Source organism: Acinetobacter haemolyticus (genome assembly GCF_003323815.1).
Classification (GTDB): domain Bacteria; phylum Pseudomonadota; class Gammaproteobacteria; order Pseudomonadales; family Moraxellaceae; genus Acinetobacter; species Acinetobacter haemolyticus.
This window is the reverse complement of the sequence record NZ_CP030880.1, coordinates 677,099-698,270: the sequence shown is the minus strand read 5'-3', so window position 1 is coordinate 698,270 and position 21,172 is coordinate 677,099. Positions and strand designations below refer to the sequence as shown.

13 protein-coding genes, 6 tRNA genes and 2 pseudogenes are annotated in these 21,172 nt (G+C 39.6%); 9 read left to right on the top strand and 12 right to left on the bottom strand.

Annotated elements, in window-relative coordinates:
• Window positions 1–64 precede the first annotated feature (64 nt).
• From yccS to DS737_RS03275, 6 genes are all read left to right on the top strand, one after another.
• On the top strand, window positions 65–2,194 hold the full coding sequence (gene yccS / locus DS737_RS03300) for a YccS family putative transporter (protein ID WP_265735951.1): 2,130 nt from the start codon (window positions 65–67) through the stop codon (window positions 2,192–2,194).
• Between the two features lie 132 nt (window positions 2,195–2,326).
• Complete coding sequence (locus DS737_RS03295) at window positions 2,327–2,911, top strand: YcxB family protein (RefSeq protein ID WP_005089297.1); 585 nt, start codon at window positions 2,327–2,329, stop codon at window positions 2,909–2,911.
• A gap of 375 nt (window positions 2,912–3,286) precedes the next feature.
• Window positions 3,287–4,972, top strand: coding sequence for an aspartate-alanine antiporter (aspT, locus tag DS737_RS03290; protein ID WP_113996751.1), 1,686 nt, complete (start codon window positions 3,287–3,289; stop codon window positions 4,970–4,972).
• A gap of 55 nt (window positions 4,973–5,027) precedes the next feature.
• Complete coding sequence (locus DS737_RS03285; protein WP_113996750.1) at window positions 5,028–6,632, top strand: bifunctional aspartate transaminase/aspartate 4-decarboxylase; 1,605 nt, start codon at window positions 5,028–5,030, stop codon at window positions 6,630–6,632.
• A 218-nt stretch (window positions 6,633–6,850) separates the two neighbouring features.
• Complete coding sequence (locus DS737_RS03280; RefSeq protein ID WP_113996749.1) at window positions 6,851–9,379, top strand: PepSY domain-containing protein; 2,529 nt, start codon at window positions 6,851–6,853, stop codon at window positions 9,377–9,379.
• Window positions 9,380–9,502: 123 nt separating this feature from the next.
• On the top strand, window positions 9,503–10,288 hold the full coding sequence (locus DS737_RS03275) for a YdcF family protein (RefSeq protein WP_113996748.1): 786 nt from the start codon (window positions 9,503–9,505) through the stop codon (window positions 10,286–10,288).
• Window positions 10,289–10,340: 52 nt separating this feature from the next.
• Here the strand turns inward: DS737_RS03275 and DS737_RS03270 are convergent, their stop codons facing one another.
• The 9 genes from DS737_RS03270 to DS737_RS03230 form a co-directional block, all read right to left on the bottom strand.
• Window positions 10,341–10,811, bottom strand: a complete 471-nt coding sequence (locus tag DS737_RS03270; RefSeq protein WP_004640608.1) for a DUF2750 domain-containing protein — start codon at window positions 10,809–10,811, stop codon at window positions 10,341–10,343.
• Window positions 10,812–10,904: 93 nt separating this feature from the next.
• Window positions 10,905–10,980: transfer RNA gene (locus DS737_RS03265), tRNA-Val, on the bottom strand.
• A 140-nt stretch (window positions 10,981–11,120) separates the two neighbouring features.
• Window positions 11,121–11,197: transfer RNA gene (locus tag DS737_RS03260), tRNA-Asp, on the bottom strand.
• A gap of 39 nt (window positions 11,198–11,236) precedes the next feature.
• A tRNA-Val gene (locus DS737_RS03255) sits at window positions 11,237–11,312 on the bottom strand.
• Between the two features lie 100 nt (window positions 11,313–11,412).
• Window positions 11,413–11,489 (bottom strand) — tRNA-Asp (locus tag DS737_RS03250).
• A gap of 43 nt (window positions 11,490–11,532) precedes the next feature.
• Window positions 11,533–11,609 (bottom strand) — tRNA-Asp (locus DS737_RS03245).
• Window positions 11,610–11,632: 23 nt separating this feature from the next.
• Window positions 11,633–11,708, bottom strand: a tRNA-Val gene (locus DS737_RS03240).
• A 143-nt stretch (window positions 11,709–11,851) separates the two neighbouring features.
• A complete protein-coding gene (gene elsL, locus DS737_RS03235) occupies window positions 11,852–12,382 on the bottom strand; it encodes a cell wall-recycling L,D-carboxypeptidase ElsL (RefSeq protein WP_004640609.1) in 531 nt (176 codons plus the stop codon).
• A gap of 286 nt (window positions 12,383–12,668) precedes the next feature.
• Complete coding sequence (locus tag DS737_RS03230) at window positions 12,669–13,034, bottom strand: YbaN family protein (protein WP_004640610.1); 366 nt, start codon at window positions 13,032–13,034, stop codon at window positions 12,669–12,671.
• A 100-nt stretch (window positions 13,035–13,134) separates the two neighbouring features.
• Here DS737_RS03230 and DS737_RS03225 point away from each other — a divergent pair, with 100 nt between their 5' ends.
• The 3 genes from DS737_RS03225 to dapE all read left to right on the top strand — a co-directional run bounded on the left by DS737_RS03225 (window position 13,135) and on the right by dapE (window position 15,510).
• The gene (locus tag DS737_RS03225) at window positions 13,135–13,998 is read left to right on the top strand and encodes a DUF1853 family protein (protein ID WP_113996747.1); all 864 of its coding nucleotides are present in this window, start codon (window positions 13,135–13,137) and stop codon (window positions 13,996–13,998) included.
• 109 nt (window positions 13,999–14,107) lie between these two features.
• Window positions 14,108–14,251: an entericidin A/B family lipoprotein gene (locus DS737_RS03220; protein WP_004640614.1), complete on the top strand. Its 144-nt coding sequence runs from the start codon at window positions 14,108–14,110 to the stop codon at window positions 14,249–14,251.
• Between the two features lie 125 nt (window positions 14,252–14,376).
• A complete protein-coding gene (dapE, locus tag DS737_RS03215; protein ID WP_005089285.1) occupies window positions 14,377–15,510 on the top strand; it encodes a succinyl-diaminopimelate desuccinylase in 1,134 nt (377 codons plus the stop codon).
• Window positions 15,511–15,558: 48 nt separating this feature from the next.
• Here dapE and DS737_RS03210 read toward each other — a convergent pair whose 3' ends face one another.
• From DS737_RS03210 to DS737_RS16405, 3 genes and pseudogenes are all read right to left on the bottom strand, one after another.
• Window positions 15,559–16,014, bottom strand: coding sequence for a hypothetical protein (locus DS737_RS03210; RefSeq protein WP_004640619.1), 456 nt, complete (start codon window positions 16,012–16,014; stop codon window positions 15,559–15,561).
• A gap of 16 nt (window positions 16,015–16,030) precedes the next feature.
• Window positions 16,031–18,367, bottom strand: a pseudogene (locus tag DS737_RS03205) (hybrid sensor histidine kinase/response regulator); the annotation flags it as partial.
• A gap of 236 nt (window positions 18,368–18,603) precedes the next feature.
• A pseudogene (locus DS737_RS16405) lies at window positions 18,604–21,112 on the bottom strand (Hpt domain-containing protein); the annotation flags it as partial.
• Window positions 21,113–21,172 lie beyond the last annotated feature (60 nt).

Genomic DNA, 21,172 nt, shown 5'->3' with positions numbered 1-21,172 from the left:
AGAAGGATAAACCTTGAATTCTGGGTTAAAACGCTTAAAACAAGCGACCTATAACACCACGTTTATGTATAACGTACGGATGTTAATTGCTTTTACAGGAACGGCTTTCGTTCCTTATTTGCTCGACCACCAACTTGCAACCATTCCACTTACGCTGGGTGTCGTAGCAGCAGCAATCAGTGACATTGACGATCGCTTTTCAGTTCGTCTAATGAACCTGATCTATACATATATTGGTTTCTTTATTACCGCGGCGTCAGTTCAGCTACTCTTCCCTTATCCAATTGCGTTTGCAGTTGGCTTAATTGCTTCGTGCATCGGATGGATTCTATTAGGTTCACTTGGGCGTCGCTATGCAACGATTGCCTATGGCTGTCTGGTGATCTCTGTCTATACCATGTTGGGTGTACATCTATTTGAAGAATGGTATCTGCAACCTGCACTTTTAGTCGTTGGTGCTGCCTGGTATGGTTTGCTCTCCACCATTAGCTTTTTATTGTTCCCTGTTCGCCAACTACAAGATCAACTTGCTGCGTCCTATAATGCTTTAGGCGGTTTTCTCTATGCTAAATCAAACTTATTTGATGTAGATATGACGCCATCCAGTTATCAACAAAGTATGATTGATTTGTCCATGGAGAACAGCAAACTCATTGGACTTTTCAACAACCTGCGTGTGGCTTTATTAACCCGACTCAAAGGTGATAGAGGACAAAAAGATACCCGAAGAAGTCTCCAGTATTATTTTGTTGCACAAGACATTCATGAGCGCGCAGATTCAGCACATATTGACTATCAAAAGCTGACCAAAGTCTTCCAACACAGTGATATTTTATTCCGCTTTCAACGAATTCTCTCGATTCAAGGTAAGGCTTGTCAGGATTTAGCTCAATCTATCTTAAGTCGTACTCGCTACACGCATAACAAACGCTTTAAACATAGCTTTGAAAATTTAAGATTGTCCTTAGAAAAGCTTCGTGAAGATGGGCTATATGATCAAGTACGGGTCAATGCACTGTTCGCACTGTATCAAAATCTTAAATCGATTGATGCACAATTACAAAACTTAGAAACCGAACGAAATCTCGTTTTAGATAACGCACAACAGCCTGAGCATCAACTCAAAGATGATGATCTCAAAGGAATGAAGGATATCGTTGTTCGAATCAAACAGAATCTTACGCCTGAGTCTGTTTTATTTCGCCATGCTGTCCGCTTATCAATTGTGCTTTTTATTGGCTATCTCTTTATCCAAATGACCAATATTGCTTATGGCTATTGGATTTTATTGACAGCACTGTTTGTTTGCCAACCTAACTTTAACGCGACTAAACGTCGGTTATATTTACGGATTATTGGTACTTTGGTTGGGATCATCGTCGGTCTTGCCATTATCTATTTTATTCCTTCACTCGAAGGTCAACTGGTGATGCTGGTGTTGAGCGGCATTTTGTTCTTTGAATTACGAAGTAAACAATATGCTCAAGCCACTGCATTTATTACCATCCTTGCTTTAATTAATTTCAACTTGGATGGTTCCGCATTTGCCGCAGGATTTCCTCGTTTTATTGACACAATTATCGGTTGTGCATTGGCATGGTTTGGTGTCAGTTTTATCTGGCCAGATTGGAAATTCCGTAGACTTCCACGTTCAATTCAACGTGCTCTACAAGCCCAGTGCCAATACTTAGCTGAAGTCGTCACTCAATATCATCAAGGGCGCAACAATGCCCTCAATTATCGTGTAGTTCGACGTGCAGCACACAATACCGATGCCGAAGTTGCTTCTTTAATTTCGACTCTGGCAACAGAACCGAATATTGACAGTACTCAAAAAGCCCAAGCTTTTGAATTCTTATGTCTGAGCCATACTTTTTTGAGTTATATCGCTGCACTCGGCGCACATCGTGAGCAAATACAAGACCAAGAAGTTCTTGACCTATTAGATCAAGCGCTGGATGATATTCAAGGTGCATTACTCAGAGATGAAGTCCCAGACCTTTCCGCACAAAATATGCTACAAACCATCAGGCAGCGCTTAACCCAAAAAGAAAGTAATGAAAACGACCAAAAGTCATTGATTATTTTACAGCAGCTGTCACTTATGCTCAGTATTTTGACTCGTTTGAGTATGCTCAAACAAAGCTTAGGACATGAACCAAGTGAGGATGGCACTGAGTTTGCGTCACTTTAACCTTGAACTATCCTTTGGATTTCATAGTACTTGATACATTGGTAGAATATCTTTGATTATGAGGGTTTATATCGTGTCAACACCCTCTATTAATGCTAAACTTAATTCAGTTCTAGACTCATTTTTTAAACTATGACCGCCAAAACTCTATACGCTTATACGCTACAACCTGTTCCTTATGAAGTTTCTGAAGTTGAACAACGTCAAGCTCAACTTATGATTTGGCGCAGCAGCAACAAATTTAGCCGCAAAGCTTGGATCATTATGATCTCTCTTGTTGTGCTTTCTTTAGTCGCAGCAGGACTTATCAAATATTACTCGACTTACTCGACTGTGATTTGCTGGGTAGTCATCATTGGGGTTGCTTTTTACTACCTCACCAAAAAGTTTGGTCTTGAATGGTATGTAAAACGTAAAATGAAAGAATTCCCAGTACAAGAAATTAAAGGGATTCGCTTAGGCGTACAACCTCATGGTCTTGTAATGCGTCAAAAAGTAGGTTTACAAGATGGTACAGCAACCATTGGCTGGAAAGATATCTATGAATGGTATGCTTCACCTGACTTTATTTTGGTTAACTTCAAAGTAAAAACACCAAAAGGTGATGAGCAACAAGGTGCTTATATTTTACCTAAACGAATGGATTCAAAGAACTTCTCTTTCAAAACCATTCGCAGACATTTAAATGAAACTGTGGGTGCGCCAAAAACCTTATAAGTTAAACGATCAATATCAAGGCTAACCAATTGGTTAGCCTTTTTTGTTTCTGATGGGCTCGAAATCAAATCATCCTTTGCGCCCAATTGTAACAATACGAAAATATATGTAATAAATTTTATACAGCAACTCTGAACACTTCTAGAACAATTTTGCTCTACCTATTCAATCCTTGTCCTGATTCAGTAATAAATACACGAGCTTAACTTTAAAACAATATAAACCAAGTAAAAGACTCAACAAAATATTCTGATATAACAGTAAATTGCCAAAATAAAACATCAAGAGTATGTTATCAATCACATAAAAAAGAAATCAAATTCATTCATTTTTATTCGATATACAAAATATTTAATAATAGTAAGGTTATAAGCAATGATAGAAACCATACAAAATGAGTTAAGACACAGCCCTGAAATTCTCCTTTTTTTATCTTTAGCAATCGGATTTTGGATTGGTCAATTTCAGTTTGGCAAATTCCAGTTTGGCGGTGTTGCTGGCTCGCTTTTAGTAGCAGTTTTACTAAGTCTTTTAGGCGTTCCTATAGACAATGGAGTCAAAGCAATCCTCTTTGCATTATTTATATATGCAGTTGGTTTTGAAAGTGGACCTCAATTTTTCAAATCTTTAGGTCCAGAATCGATTAAAGAAATTTTATTGGCTGTTTTCATGGCAGTCACAGGTCTAATCACTGTTCTGATTATGGCCAAACTATTCAATTTAGATAAAGGTTTAGCCGCAGGAATGGCGGCTGGCGGGATGACGCAATCGGCAATTATTGGAACCGCTGGCGATGCCCTATCACGATTGGATTTACCCTTACAAGAAATTCAACGATTACAGGCTAACGTTGCGATTGGATATGCAGTCACGTATATCTTTGGATCTTTGGGTGCCATCATCGTATGTGTCAATATTTTACCTAGATTTATGGGAAGAGAAATCCGTGATGATGCCCTCAAGGCTCAATCTGAAAAATTAAAAGGCGCTTTTGAATTGGCACCGGGGCAAGAGCTAGCAATGCCTGAAATTGTCGGGCGTATCTACAAGGTTGAACACATTGATGGTCAAAAGGTTTCAGAGTTAGAAAGTAAAGTGTCTGGGATTACCTTGGAACGCTTAAAACGTAAAAACCAACTCGTTGACATTCGCCCAGATACCATACTACAAACAGATGACATCGTCCTTGTGATTGGAAGACGAGCAGCAGTCATCCAAGTCGCTGATCTAATTGGCACAGAACTGCAATCCTCTCAAGGTATGGAAATGATCATGGATACAACTGACATTATCCTAACCAATACCAAATACACCAATCGCTCGCTTGGAGATATTAAAACCAATACACCTTCTGATTTAAAACATGGCATTTATGTATTGGGGATTCAGCGTAACGGAGAACAACAGCCCCTTAATGATGAAACCATTCTAAAACAAGGCGATCGAATCACTGTTTACGGTACGGAGAGTGACCTTCAACGTTTAATCAAAGAAGGTGGTCAAGCCCTTCCTGAAAGCCTAAAAACTGACTGGATATTTCATGGTGCAGGTCTAGTCGTTGGTCTGTTAATTGGTTTAATCGTCGTTCGTGTTGGAGGTGTTCCACTTACGCTTGGTGCTGGCGGTGGTGCTTTATTATCAGGTTTAATCTTTGGATGGCTAAGAAGCCGACATCAAGTACATGGCAATATGCCAGCAGCAGCCTCACAGTTGCTTAAAGATCTGGGTCTGGCTGGTTTTGTGGCAGCGGTTGGTCTGCAATCTGGTCTGCAAGCCATCCAAACAATTAAAGAAAGCGGCCTTTCCCTATTCATGATCGGTGTTGTAGTTACGCTGGTACCACTCATTCTTTCGATGTTTTTTGCGCGTTATGTTCTCAAATATACCAATGTTGCTGTCATGGCAGGTGCTATCTCAGGCGCCCGAAGTGCAAATCCAGCATTTGGTGGTGTTCTCGATAAAGCTGGAAACTCCATTCCAACAGTTCCATTTGCAATTACTTATGCATTGGCAAACGTCTTCCTGACATTGCTTGGGCCATTAATTGTCGGTCTAGCCTAAATAAGTTTATGTATTCATCACTGATCTAACTTACGATAACAAAGGAGAAATTCCCATGGGGAATACTGATTACTCAAAATATGCAAAACTAAGCCCTTTCGAGCTTAAAGATAATTTAATTGAATTAGCACAAAATCATACTGATCGAATGATGTTAAATGCTGGACGCGGTAATCCTAATTTTCTAGCGACTATCCCACGCCGAGCTTTTTTCCAACTTGGTCTTTTTGCAACGACAGAATCAGAGTTTTCATTTTCGTATATGCCCGAAGGTCTTGGCGGCTTTCCTCGACCTGTAGGCTTACAGTCTAGATTCGATCATTTTGTGATGGAAAATAAAGATAAAGCAGGTGTGCTGTTTTTAGGAAAAGCGATTTCTTATGTTCGCGACCAACTTGGTTTAGACCCTGATGCTTTTTTACTGGAAATGGTTGAAGGAATTTTAGGATGTAATTATCCAGTTCCAGATCGAATGTTGAGATTAAGTGAAACCATTATCAAAGAATACATCCTTCGTGAAATGGGTGTACAAGGTATGCCGAAAGAAGGTCTAGACCTTTTTGCTGTTGAAGGTGGCACAGCAGCAATGGCTTATATCTTCAACTCTTTAAAAGAAAATAAAATTATTGATAAAGGCGACCGTATCGCGATTGGAGCACCAATTTTCACGCCATATCTAGAGATTCCAAAACTCAACGACTACCAATTAGAACAAGTTTTGATTGAAGCTGATCCTCAACAAGGTTGGCAATACCCAGAAGCTGAGCTACGTAAACTAGAAGATCCAACGATCAAAGCTTTCTTTTTGGTCAATCCAAGCAATCCGCCATCCGTCAAAATGAGTGACGAAGGTCTAGCAATATTAGCGGATATTGTTCGAAAACGACCTGATCTCATTATTCTAACCGATGATGTTTATGGAACCTTTGCCGATCAATTTAAATCAATATTTGCGATCTGCCCAAACAATACGATTTTAGTTTATTCATTCTCTAAATATTTTGGTGCTACAGGATGGCGACTTGGAGTAATTGCATTATCCAATCAAAACATTATTGACCAAAAAATTGCTACGCTGTCTAAGAAGGATAAGAAAGAGTTAGAAGAAAGATACTCCTCACTGACCACTGACCCTAGTGGCATTAAATTTATTGACCGTATGGTTGCGGACAGCCGTAACGTAGCATTAAATCATACGGCTGGACTGTCAACACCTCAACAAGTACAAATGGTCTTATTTGCACTATTCAATATGATGGATTCAAGCCAAGATTATAAGAATGCTGTTAAATCTGTAGTTCGCGAACGCGATGCAGCATTACACCGCCAACTGGGAGTTGAGTCTGCTCATGACCTGAATGCAGTCAACTATTACACACTCGTTAATCTTGAAAGTACATCACGTGAATTGTATGGCGATGAATTTGCAGACTGGGTAATGAAAACTAAGAACCCGACCGAACTTCTGTTCCGTATCGCAGATGAAACTGGTGTCGTATTGTTACCCGGCTCTGGTTTTGGTGTACTACATCCCTCTGCACGTGCATCGTTAGCCAATCTAAATGAATATCAATATGCAGCTATCGGAAACTCATTACGACGTTTTGCTGAAGAAGCCTATGAGGAATATTTAAATAACAGACCTAAACGGAAAAAATAATCCTTACTCATCTCACCAAACAGACTCAGAGAAGGCCTAGTTATTCACATTATTAGGTCTTCTCTTACTTAATGCTGAATCATTCATAACTTCCTTCGATACAATGCACCAAAATAAATGATAATCAAAATCAATATTACCTACAAAATCCACATTATGTACGTATTCTTGCGTTATAATTTTTTACATGAATTCCATTATCTTTTCATTTTTCAACCATGTTTAAAAAAGTTTTCTTCCAAATCCATTGGTTTTTAGGCATTACTGCGGGCTTAATTCTTTCATTAATGGGAATCACAGGTGCAATTTACTCCTACGATCAACAAATCCTGAAGTGGATCAACCAAGAAAGCTATGTCGTTGAAGTCGTCAATACACCTAAGCTTACCCCAGCCCAACTTTATCAGCACTTTAACCAGCAACAACCTGAAATCGAAATCAATAGTATTACCATCGCTGCCGACCCTACTGCATCCTCTACTGTTAATATCAAAAAAGAAGGTGCACGTCGCGGCTATAACATGATGGTCAATCCATATACCGCAGAAATATTACCCGAAGTAAAAGGGCGAGAATTTTTCCAATTCATTCAACGCTTGCATCGAAATCTCACTGCGGGTGAATATGGAGCTCAGATCACTGGTGCATCAACGTTGATGCTTATTTTCTTTGTAATCAGTGGACTTTACTTACGCTTTCCCAAAAAACATAGCTTGAAACAATGGCTTTTCATTAAACCCAAATTAAAAGGTCGTAACTTTATTTGGGACTTGCATGCAGTCGTTGGTACGTGGGTAGTCGCTTTCTATCTTCTATTTGCCTGTACAGGTCTATATTGGTCATATGACTGGTGGCGTGCAGGTATGTTCAAAGTCATGGGAGTAGAACAACCTCAACGTCATCAACAAAATCATGATCATGAGCAACCAGATTTATCAGATCAACAAGTGAATACAATTTTGACCCAAGTCTGGACGGGAGTGAATACCAATATTGGTCGTGAATACTCAAGTTTGACTCTTCATATCCCTAAAATTGCTGATCAAAAAGTTGAAGTAACCTTTATTGATCCAACTCCACAGCACGAACGTGCACGCAATCAAGCAATCTATAATTATCAAAGTCATCAATTTGAAAAACTAGATCTTTATGAAGATAAAAAGCTTAATGAAAAAATCATGAGCAGTATGCTTCCTGTCCACCGAGGAAGCTTCTTTGGATCAACCTATCAATTTATTGCGATGCTTGCCTCACTGACAATGCCGTTATTTTTTGTGACAGGTTGGATGCTTTATCTTAAGAGACGAAAGCAGAAAAAACTCACTCAATCAGCACGCCAAACGTTAATCAACCAACAAATAGATCCAAATGCAACCCCATGGTTAATTAGCTATGCATCGCAAACTGGCGTGGCAGAACAACTGGCTTGGCGTACTGCTACCAGTTTACAAGAGGCACAACAACCAACAACGGTTAAACCAATCCAACAACTCACTGAACAAGATCTGCAACAGGCACAGCAGGTTTTATTCGTTGTGAGCACATATGGCACAGGTGAAGCCCCTGATCTTGCCACCAGTTTTAGTAAAAAACTCATGCAGCAATCGCTTGATCTTGCTCATCTAAAATATGCTGTATTAGCGCTTGGTTCAAAAGAATACCCTGACAGTTACTGTCGTTTTGGTTATGTTGTTGATGCATGGTTAAAACAGTGCAAAGCCCAAGCTTTGTTTGATCTTGTCGAAGTTGATAATGCCAATAACGAGGATATTCAACGGTGGAATCAGGCTTTGTCGGTTGTGACTCAGCATGAATTACATGCAATGAATATTGAAAAAGTCTTTGATCAATGGACTTTAACTGAACGTAAATTATTAAACCCGAACAGTTTGGGAAATGCAGCTTACAATATTGAGCTCAGAGCTCCTTATGACATAACATGGCATGCAGGTGATATCGCAGAAATCCAACCTGCAAATAGTTTGATTGAGATTCAAAACTTCTTGATTAAATATCAAATTCCAGCGCAGGCAGAGATTAAATCACTCAATCTTACGATTGAACAAGCACTATGGAATAAGAATTTACGTATTGAGATTGATCAAATCGACGATCTCGAAACTTTAGTTGCACAGTTACCGACTTTACCTACCCGTGAATATTCAATCGCCAGTATTCCTTCACAGCAATTACTACGACTTGTGGTACGTCAAAAGTACGATGCAAATGGCGAACTCGGATTAGGTTCGGGCTGGCTTACAGAGTTTGCTCAACTAAAACAAACCATTGCATTGCGTATTCGCACTAATGAATCATTTCATTTGATTGATGACAACCGCCCAATTATTTGTATTGGCAACGGTACAGGCATTGCAGGTTTGATGAGTCTATTACAGCAACGCAATCGACAAAACTATACCGCCAACTGGTTGATTTTTGGAGAGCGTCAGCATCAATGTGATTTCTTCTATGAAGAAACCATTCAAGCATGGCTAAACATGGGAAGTTTACAGCGTCTAGATCTGGCTTTTTCTAGAGATCAGGAGCAACGTCGATATGTTCAAGACGTATTACGCGAACATGCAGATGAGTTGAAAAACTGGATTGAGCAAGGGGCTGTCATTTATGTCTGTGGTAGCATTGAAGGCATGGCCACTGGTGTAGATCAAGCCCTAAACGATATTTTAGGTGAAGACGCTGTTGATGAATTAAGACAAACCCAACGTTATCGACGGGATGTATATTAGTCCTATTTAAAAAGTAAAAAACGAGTGGTTCACCACTCGTTTTTTATTTGATGAATGAAAAGATTTGCCTTTCGACTTTTTTTCCATACACTTAGCAAGTTTAAATCGACATCGATTCAGAGTATGCAAATAAGTTCTTGGCTTCGTATTTTTTTTGCGGTTATCGGTTTTATATTATTAATCGATGGCGCAGTGCTCATTGCGCTTAAGAAAATTCATATCGGAACCGTATTACCTTTATTACTTGGGCTTTTTTTCTGTCTCTATTCATTTTTTTACTATCACCTAGAACGCTTTTTCTTCTACCATTTTCGTCTGCATTCAATTTGGAGGTTTGGCTGGCTGTGCTTTTGGGTATGGTTGATTAGCTTAGGCTATTTCTTTAACTATTTAAATAAGAATAATAGCCAAGTAGAAGTACCGACTTCAGTCGCTGCCATCATTGTACTAGGCAGTGGTATCGAAAATGGTCAACCATCTGCTACGCTTGCAAAACGCTTAGATCGTGCCGCCCCAATTGCCCTCACCCAACCAAATGCTAAACTATTGCTCACAGGTGGTGTTGATTTTGGTGAAACAGAAAGTGAAGCCATTGTGATGTCACACTATTTACAGCAACAACATCATATTCCAGCAACACAAATAATATTGGAAGATAAAAGTACCAGTACTGAATTAAATCTCAAAAATAGCCAACCCCTATTACAAGCTCACAAGATTTCACTTCAACAACCCATCGCGATTGTCACCAGTGATTTTCATACACTACGAGCTGCTGCAATTGCGAAAAAACAAGGTTATAGCAACATCACAACGATTGGTTCAACAACACCGCTACAAACACGATATAACGCATGGTTAAGGGAATATTTTGCCTACGTAAGTGGTTGGTTACTTAATGAATATTGATTGGGAAAGACCCAATCAATATTTCTAGCTGCGATCGCTAAGTCTAAAAAAACTATTGATGTATACGAATATCACGAGGTAATGGTAACTTTAATTCAGCAAAAATATCAGGACGCTGTAAATAGATTTGATACAAGAAATTTTTAATATCTAATAACAAGGTGTCAGGTGTTACCAGTAAATTATTTCCTTCAGGGGTTAAATCTAAAGAAAGAATTGTATTATTTTCTCTTAGAAAAGGGATCATTTTTCCAACAAAGTCCAGCAAAGGAACTTCTTGCAAATCGTATTTCACCCAATTGTCTTTGATGAGTAATTTAGCCAAACTTTTATTTTGCCAAACAGCTAAGGCATGTTGTCCAGAAGGCGTTGAGCATAATGCCCAACCATCGTGATATAAGGCAATCACTTGACGTTGTAAAATAATATTTTCAATAAACTGGCGATAAGCGTCTTTAGAAGATGTGTTTGATGTCGTTGTTTGAGATTTCGACGCAGCCTTACGTTGATAAGGGTTTCTCATATATTACTTCAATATTAGAATCATTATTGAGGCTAATAATAAAAGAATTTAGTATTGATTACAACGATCTGAGGAGGAGTATCTAAGGAGATATGGTGGGCGCTGACGGGATCGAACCGCCGACATTCTGCTTGTAAGGCAGACGCTCTACCAACTGAGCTAAGCGCCCTGAGCGAGGATAAACAAAGCGAAGCTTTGTCTGAGCACAAGAGAAAAATCTTTGATTTTTCTAATGGCATCTCGAATCAGAGATCAAGTATAAAGATACTTGTTAAAACTAACACCCTCTTGAACAGAGAATCAAGAGAATGGCGCAGCGGACGGGGCTCGAACCCGCGACCCTCGGCGTGACAGGCCGATATTCTAACCAACTGAACTACCGCTGCACTACGATACTTCTATCAAGAAGTAAATGTCACAAATTATGGTGGGCGCTGACGGGATCGAACCGCCGACATTCTGCTTGTAAGGCAGACGCTCTACCAACTGAGCTAAGCGCCCTGAGGAATAAAAATTGATTAACTATCAACTTTTATGACGCAAGACAAACTAAGTGCGTAGTCTTGTATCCTAAGGTATATCCAATCTTGCAATCTTAAAGTGGCGCAGCGGACGGGGCTCGAACCCGCGACCCTCGGCGTGACAGGCCGATATTCTAACCAACTGAACTACCGCTGCACGATAATTTTGCAATTATGGCAAACGACTATTAAAACTTAAGTGGCGCAGCGGACGGGGCTCGAACCCGCGACCCTCGGCGTGACAGGCCGATATTCTAACCAACTGAACTACCGCTGCACTTGAGTTTTAACGTAAAGGCTTGGTGGGCGCTGACGGGATCGAACCGCCGACATTCTGCTTGTAAGGCAGACGCTCTACCAACTGAGCTAAGCGCCCTTAACGTCTTCATCGTTTGTGAGGTGCATTATAGAGAATCTTTACAGACTGTCAAACGCTTTTCATATACTTTTCCGAAAAAACCACCTGAGTGATTAAAAAATAAGTAATTCTTTGATAATTCCAATGTTTTCGTATTTTATTTAAACACTTCTTTCTGATTTTATCATCGACTCATCCAGCGCATGTTCCGAAATATAAACCAATGCCTGCTCTGAAATCAGCTCAAAAAGCTCAATGACCTCATCATTCTTCATTCGAATACAGCCATGCGACATTGGGATGCCCATAGGTTCTGTCTCTGGTGTTCCATGAATATAGATATATCGCTTGAATGTATCACATCCATCACCTTGATTGAATCCAGCTTGTAACCCATCCAGCCACAAAATCCGAGAAAGAATCCAGTCTCGTTCAGGAAATTGTTGCGCAAGATCTTGATCGTATATTTCACCAGTCGCTTGTCGGGCAATAAAAACCGAATTTTTAGGCGCATCATCACCAATTTTCTGAGCAATACGATGCCACCCTCTTGGTGTCTTCCCTGTATTTTCTTGCTCACCAATACCATTTTTTCCTGAGGAAATAACATAAAATTTATTATGTTTTGGCAAGTACAAAGTTTGTTGTGCTAAGTCAATTAAGATATCGGCCTGTTCGAGCGCATAGGGCATGTTCAGTCTCTATATTTTTAATCAGATGGTGTTATTTCAACATAAATAGAACTGCTTTTCTGTAGTTTTGATATAAGACAGGATGATTATTGATTTTCAGATGCTCGTCTTATTACAAAGCTTTAATTCCATCTCAGGACAAAGCGTTGCTTTTCTTAACTCGCCACTCACAGCATAGCTGCTCGTCTTGCGCATGAGGAATATATTCCGCAAGAGCGTTGCTTTTCTTAACTCGCCACTCGCTGCATAGCCGCTCGTCTTGCGCAGCTAAAAAGCGTTGCTTTTCTTAACGCTGCTCAGGCTCTGGACGGAACCACAGCCAAACAGCAACAATAAACATGGTTGTATTGGTAAACACCTTTACCCAAAAAGGTGCATTGGTAAATAACATCAAAATGCCGCTAATTAACATCATAATGCTGGCAAGCCACTTTGCTCTACGTGGCACAGTTCCATTTTCTCGCCAGTTACGCAAGGTAGGACCATATTTGGGATGATTGAGTAACCACGCATCCATTTGTGGCCAACCTTTAGATGCCGCCCAAGCAGCGATAATGAGAAAAACAGTGGTTGGCATGCCTGGCAAAATAGCCCCTATGATCCCTAATGTCACAAAAAGGATAACTAAACTGCGCCAGAATAGGATCTTCATTTACCAATTCACCAACATGTCAAAACAACCGTGCTAGTATAAAGTGTTTTTGTTCTTGTTTCTTAAACTTAGCCTATTATTTCCATGATCGAGTTCCTTCATGTTTAGCGTCGCTGACCGTCCTTGCTTTTTTGAACCATGGTTAAAATTTAAGAACCCAATTGTACGTCAACTGGCCTTCGCTATCGCTAGTCCAAATATTTTATCAGCCGTCCCTAGCGAGCTAATGATAAAAAACAAGTTTGACTTACACGATAACGCGACTTGGCAAATATTGTATCAAAACTACGAAAAACGTTTATATCAACTCGATCAACAACCTCAACCTTTACACGACTTTTTAGCTCGACTTAAAAGTACTCGCTTAGGTTTACGTTTTGAGAACTTACTTTGGTTTTGGTTACTCGATGATGAATACCACCCTTATAAACTGTTAGGGCATAGTATCCAAAAAATTGCTGGTGCAATCACTTTAGGCGAAATTGATTTTCTTGTGCTTAATCAACTGACACAAGAAGTTGAGCATTGGGAGGTTGCTTTAAAATATTATCTTGGCGAGGGTCATTTAAATCTAGCGCACTGGTATGGACTCAATCGAGAAGATACATTACATCGTAAACTAAAGCATTTTACTGATCGCCAATTTCAATTTTCAGAAGCAAATGGCTATAACATCCAACGGAAATTTGCGGTCATGAAAGGCCAACTTTATCTTCCCCATCAACAGAAAAACAATCAATGCTTACCGATGTGGATAAATACATCTCGTCAATTAGGAACATGGGGAACGAGTATCCCTCTGCAAACATACTATCGACTTCAACGCCATGAATGGCTTTGCCCGAATCAAATAGCCACTTCATCCAATGCAATATGGTGGACCGACGGTTTATATCATACAACTGAATCTGATCCGGCATTTTATATGTTCCGCCAACCTGCATTATTATTTAATCAAACTTAACTTACCCAAGTAACATTTCATAACACATCTATAATCAAACCATTATGTTCATTTTCTTCTAATTTTCTTAGCCTCTTAAATACATCAAAATTAAATTGAAACGGAGAATATGATGAAAAAAGTTTTAGTTGCATCAATCATGACTGCTTTTGTTTTAACAGGCTGTAATACATTTAAAGGTTTTGGCCAAGATGTGTCAAAAGCTGGTGATAAGGTTACTCAAACGGCTGAAAAGACACAAAATAAAATGTAATTTTACCGAACAATCCCCCACAAGACCTTATCTACACGTAGATAAGGTTTATTTTGACATACCTTTCTTGGCAATATTCCCCTATTATATCGGTTCAGATTTCACCAGATTTAGCACCATCTCGCATGAACCACTCCGATACGCTTGAACTTAGTTTACAACTCCTCCGCCAACCTTCTGTAACGCCAGTAGACCATGATTGTCAAAACATCATGGCTGATCGTTTAGCAAAAATTGGTTTTAATATCGAAAAGCTCCGATTTGAGGATGTCGATAACTTATGGGCTCGTCGTGGTACAGAAAATCCAGTTTTCTGTTTTGCTGGTCATACTGATGTGGTTCCAACTGGACACCTAGATGCATGGAACTCAGATCCGTTCCAACCCACCATTCGTGATGGAAAATTATATGGTCGTGGCTCGGCGGATATGAAGACCGCTTTAGCTGCAATGGTTGTTGCTTCAGAGCGTTTCGTCGCAAAACATCCAGATCACAAAGGCTCAATTGCTTTTTTAATTACATCAGATGAAGAAGGCCCATCGATTAATGGTACGGTCAAAGTAGTTGAAACTTTAGAAGCACGTAATGAAAAAATGACCTGGTGCTTAGTTGGTGAGCCATCAAGCACCAATCAACTCGGCGATATCGTAAAAAATGGTCGTCGAGGCTCTTTAAATGCGGTATTGACTGTAAATGGAAAACAAGGTCACGTTGCTTACCCTCATCTTGCAGAAAATCCGATTCATCTTGCTTCTAAAGCATTAAATGAGTTATGTGAAACTGTATGGGACAATGGTAATGAATATTTTCCAGCCACCTCATTCCAGATCTCGAATATTCAAGCAGGTACGGGTGCGACCAATGTCATTCCTGGTCACCTAAAAGTGACATTTAATTTTCGCTATTCGACTGAAGTTACCGCAGAAATCCTTCAACAGCGTGTCTTAGAAATACTAGATAAACATAAGTTAAATTACGATATTAGCTGGACATTTTCAGGCTTGCCATTCCTAACACCCGTCGGTGAATTAGTAAATGCTGCAAAAACTGCAATTAAGGATGTGACTGGTGTAGAAACAGTACTTTCAACCAGTGGCGGCACGTCCGATGGTCGCTTTATCGCTCCAACAGGCGCACAAGTTTTAGAACTTGGGGTTTTAAATGCAACAATTCATCAAATTAATGAACATGTTAATGTCGATGACCTAGAACCATTAGCTGAGATTTATGAACAAATTTTAGTGCAACTGCTTACCTAAAATCATGATTTAAAAATAAAAGGAACTCAAAATAGAGTTCCTTTTATTTTATAAGCCCAATTGGGTTTCTATATTTTGTAAGTTAGGGACAAAATATCTTTTCTCCCCCATTTTCACATACTTAAAAACCTTTGGATCCTCAACGTCTCCATCTTCATCCACGATCTCAGAAATACGTAAACGAATTGATTCAGGCATTTCATTACAAATGAGTGCAAAACGCTGTGAAACGTCCTCACCTTCCACAACCAACGCAACCCCCTGTTTTTGCATTGGGTCATGCAAAGCGAGTACGGGTAACTTTAAATCATGCCACTCAATATGTTCCACATTGGTAGGCGTATCCATTGCGGATAAAACAATATTTTGCGGTAGAAGCATCGGAACTTTCTGATGACACTCAATAATATAAGCATCAATAAATCCAGTCGAAACTGTAATAAGATGCTGCAACTCTTGTTGATCAATCTGTCCTAATGCGGTGTTAGTGCTTTTCTTTACCATTCTTTTTTCACCTTAATCAACGCACAGCAAGTAAGCTTTCAATATTTTCTAAGAGCGTTTCCTCTTGGAATGGTTTACCCATATATTGGCTCACACCTAAGGATAACGCACGTTCACGATGCTTCTCACCCGTACGTGATGTAATCATAATGATTGGTAAATCACGATGGATTTCATGATGTCGTACTAGATTCGTTACTTCAAAACCATCCATTCGCGGCATTTCAATATCCAGCAACATTAAATCAGGCTTCACTGTTTCAAGCTGCTCCATTGCATCGACACCATCCTTTGCAGTCACCACATCATAGCCTTGGCGCTCTAACAAGCGCGACGTTACTTTACGAACTGTCACCGAGTCATCGACAATCATGATGAGACGGCGCTCATCGTAACGCTGCTTCGTATAGGTTTCATCTGCTTGCTTACTTCGTGCAGTTGACTGGGCTTGGCGCGCTAAATTTTGACCATCTAAAATCAAACAAACCTGACCATCACCCAAGATCGTTGCACCAGCAATAACACCAATGCTTGAGAATTGTTGACCAACTGGTTTAACGACAATTTGACCACGAGAACCGATTAACTGGTCAACCAATAATGCAGTCATCTGACCTTGAGCACCTTTGATCAACAACACAGGTAAAGAATGAACAATACCAGTTAAACGAGGAATAGGCTGTCCAGCAACAAACTCTGATAAATAGCGTAAACGATAATCTTCTTGATCAATTTTGAAGTAATCATCTTGGCTTTCAAAGTATTGCTCTAAAGCCATTGGTGAGATACGAACAATACGATCGATCTGTGCCAATGGGAATGCAAACTGTTGATCGCCTGCTTTTACCATCAAAGCATCACTTACTGCTACAGTAGTCGGTACACGAATCGTAAATGTGGTTCCCTTACCTAAAATAGAACCCACACTGACATGTCCACCTAAAGCTTTAATATCACTTTGCACCACATCTAGCCCGACACCACGTCCAGAAATTTGTGTGACTTGTGCTGCGGTACTAAAACCAGGATGGAAGATAAACTGAAGAATCTCATCTTGATCAAGTTTCTGATCTTTGGTCATCAATCCAGTTTGAATCGCTTTTTCTTTAATACGATTGACATCGATCCCTTTACCATCATCACTGAAAGTGACAACAACATCTGTACCTTGACGACCGATGTTTAAAACAATATGTCCAGTTTCTGGTTTCTTTGCTTGTAAACGTTGTTCACGGTCTTCAATACCATGGTCAATCGCATTACGGAGCATATGCTCAAATGGTGCAACTAAACGCTCCAAGATACTACGATCTAACTCACCTTCTGTATTATTCACGACCAACTCAGTTGGACGATTAAGGGTCGAGGCTGTTTGACGAACAATACGTTGTAACCGAGGCAATAAACGCGAGAATGGTACCAATCGTGTACGCATTAGACTTTCTTGGATTTCTGCCTGAATACGAGATTGTTGTAATAATAATCCCTCTGTATCACGGATCTTCTCTGAAAGCGTTGTCTTAAAGTCAACCAAATCTGATGCAGACTCTGCGAGAGATTTTGATAACTGATTTAAAGAAGAATATTGATCCATTTCGAGCGGGTCAAAGTCTGCATAGCGTGCATCTTCACCACCATGACGGGCAATAATCTGACTTTCTAACTCCCCTTCCATTCGTCGTAGCTGGTCTGCTAAACGCTTGATTGCCAACTCCATTTCCGTCAACGTACCACCGAGTTGGCCTAAATCCATTTCAATACGTGAACGGTTAATCGCATTCTCACCTGATAAATCAATCATCTTCTCAATGACTTCAGCTGAAACACGAATCATTTCATTGTTCTGTTCAATACGTTCAGTGCTTTCCCACTCACCCAGCATCGATGGTGGTTCGGTGCCATCCCCTTGCACAAACTCCATTGTGTATTCTGGAGTAAATATATCGCGTGCAGAAAGTTTTTGCGGCAGTTGCGCAGCTACATCGACAAACTCCATATTTTCAAGACTTTGTTTTAAGCCATCGAAATTGGCATATTGACGTTTAAAGATTGCATCATTGAGCCATGCTAATGCAGTATTCAATAAATTATCGTAAACGTTTGAACTAAAATGATGTAAACCAAACTGCTCAAATGCATTTTCGAGATGGTAGGCAATAATTGCGATTGCATCCATTTCAGCCATACGTGCACCGCCTTTAAGACTGTGTGCATTACGTTGAAGCTGTAATAACAAACTGCGATTACCGCGTTGTTCAAACCACTGTTTTAATAGATGTTGAGCTTGGTCGAGTAACTCTTCTGCTTCTTCGAGGAATGTTTGTTCTACTAAAGAGCGAACATCATCTTCCTCGGTGTCATCCTCCACAACATCCTGCATCAAACTCGATGTAACATCATCTTTATCCGAATCTGCTTCAGCTATTTGAAGCAATGATTCTGTCTCTACAAAATCGAGTTGCGTTTCAGCCGATATACTCTCTGATTCAATATTATCAATAGATGTGGCAACGACCTCTAAATCTGCATTTACAAGTTCAGCTGAGGTTTGCTCAATCTCAGTTTCAGTCGCATAGCGCTCAACATCGATATCTTGATCAGCATGTTGTAACAACTGAATCACATGTGTTGAAGGATAATCTGTTTGTTGATCACGGATCGTTTGAATGCGATCTGCAATATCATCTTGAACGAGACGAATAATTGCAACTAACTGAGGCGATGCTTGAATTTGTTGATTGATCAATTTCTCATAAATCGTTTCTAATTCATGCGCAATCAGACCAATGTGACGCGCTTGAATCATATTTGAACCACCTTTTAAGGTGTGCAAATATCGCATCAAATTCTTTAAAGCATTTACATTATGACGATCTGTCGTCCATGTATTAAGCTCAGCATCAATACCCACCATCAGCTCATCAGCTTCCTCAAGGAAGATATCTAAGAGGTCAGGATCAAAGTCTCGATTAGATTGCTCTGATTGTAATTGTTGTTTATCCAAAGCCAATTGAGCAGCGAAACTAGTAACATCAATCGATGGCTCTGCAACATCTGAATGAGTCGATTTTTCTATTTCAGTTGTGCCATCTAAATCTACTGCTTTTTCAATATTGTCATCTTCTGACACAACAAATTTATCAATCTGAATAGCTGTCGTTGCAGTTGATTTCATCAAATTAGTTAACACGTCTAAGACATGCGTAGATGGATAATCCACCTGCTGGTCACGAATCGTTTGAATTCGATCCGCAATATCGTCCTGTACTGAGCGAATCACAGAAATAAGTGATGGTGTGGCTTGAATCTGTTGGTTAATCAGCTTTTCATAAATTGTTTCTAACTCATGCGCAATCAAACCTATATGACGTGCATGGATCATATTCGAGCCACCTTTTAAGGTGTGTAAATATCGCATCAAGTTTTTAAGTGCGTTCACATTTTGTAGATCAGCAACCCAAGTATTGAGATCCTCATCGATACCAACTAAAAGTTCATCAGCCTCTTCAAGGAAAATGTCCAATAAGTCTGGATCAAAATCACGATTTGATTCACTTGTAGACAGTTGTTGTTTGTCTAATGCAAACCGAGCGGCTAAATCACTTGTATCAACAATTGAATCCTGCACAACTTCTGCTTCACTCAATGGAGCTGCTTGATCATGATCTGTTTCAATCGATTCCGCTTCTAATAACTCGATATTCTGTTGAGTGAATGTACTTAACTCATTGAGCATCTGCTCATGTTCTTTCGTCAGCGTAACTCGTTGTCCAGCAGCCAATGTATCAAATAACTGAATAAACTGTTGATGAACTTGATCATACAACTCAAATCCATATTCAAGATTAAGTAAGCTTGGCTTATAAATTAAGTCCTGATAACTCGATCTTAAGAGGCTTGTGTATTGATACATGCCAATCGTTGCATGATGATGTGTATGCTGTAGCAAAATTTCAGCTTGCTGGCTGAGTTGCTGAATATATTGTGGGAACTCAGTCCTTGCACGCTGATCAAAATCAGATTCCACATCTAACAGATCTTGAATATTGAGTTCCAAGAGCTGTGAAACTAAGCCTTGCGGTCTTAGATTTTCTCCATGAGAATCTTCAAGTTGGAAATCATAGCTATCCCAAGCAGTATTGAAAGTTGCATGAATTTCGTCTGTTTTTTGCGCTGTCTCTAACTGTCTCAAACTATATAAATAATCACGCACAAATTGAGCATAATGCGTTAGCAAGGCTGTTTCATTTGAGTTCGAATCCAATTCATCATGCAATAGCGTTTTAAATAAATTTTCTACTTTTGAACTAGCATCAAAAATTTGATCAATGTGTGCCATTGCCGAACTACCACGAAGCGTATGTAAGGCTCTGATTAAATGATTGTAATGCTCATTCGTCGGATGATCATTTTGTAAGAATTGATCAATTGTCGCCAAGTGCTCCTCAGCTTCCTCCAAGAAAATAGCCAAAGTTTCTTTAGCAAGTAGCTCATCTTCAGCTAGCACTTTATCTGCATTATCTAATGCCGATTGCTCAGTTTGAGTTAAGTGATCAACAAATAGTGTTTCTTCAACTAATTCTAATCCCGTACTTATGTCCTCACTTACCAAATGATCAGCAAGCATTAATAAGTCAGAAAGCGCAGGTTCAACACTCTGTTGTTGTAATTGTTGTCCTAATAGCACCAATGGTCGTAAGTCGATCAGATGTGCTCGAACCGCTTTGAAATCGTGAATTAACTTAAAGCGATAAATATTAAAAATCGCTTGTACATAACGTTGAATTTCTGTCGTAAGCGGAATCGTTCCCGCTAAGACACGATTTAACGTATCTTCCACCGTCCAGCCTAGTTCTCCTGAAGATTTCGCACCGACCATGCGACCAGAACCTTTGAGCGTATGGAAATGACGACGAATATCAGTCAACACATTCTGTAGATTCGGCTGTTCAATCCATTGAACCAATAATGGGTCTAACTCGACAAAGATTTCATCTAATTCTTCAATAAAAATTTCAAGAATTTCTGCATCTTGTTCAAGATAACTATCTTCAGGAAGCGTCATCGTTTCAACTAACGTTTTTAATATTTCTTTCATAGCGGCTTCTTTCGTTTTTATCCACCAATTGTGGGTAAAAAATACGAGTATCAATCACAC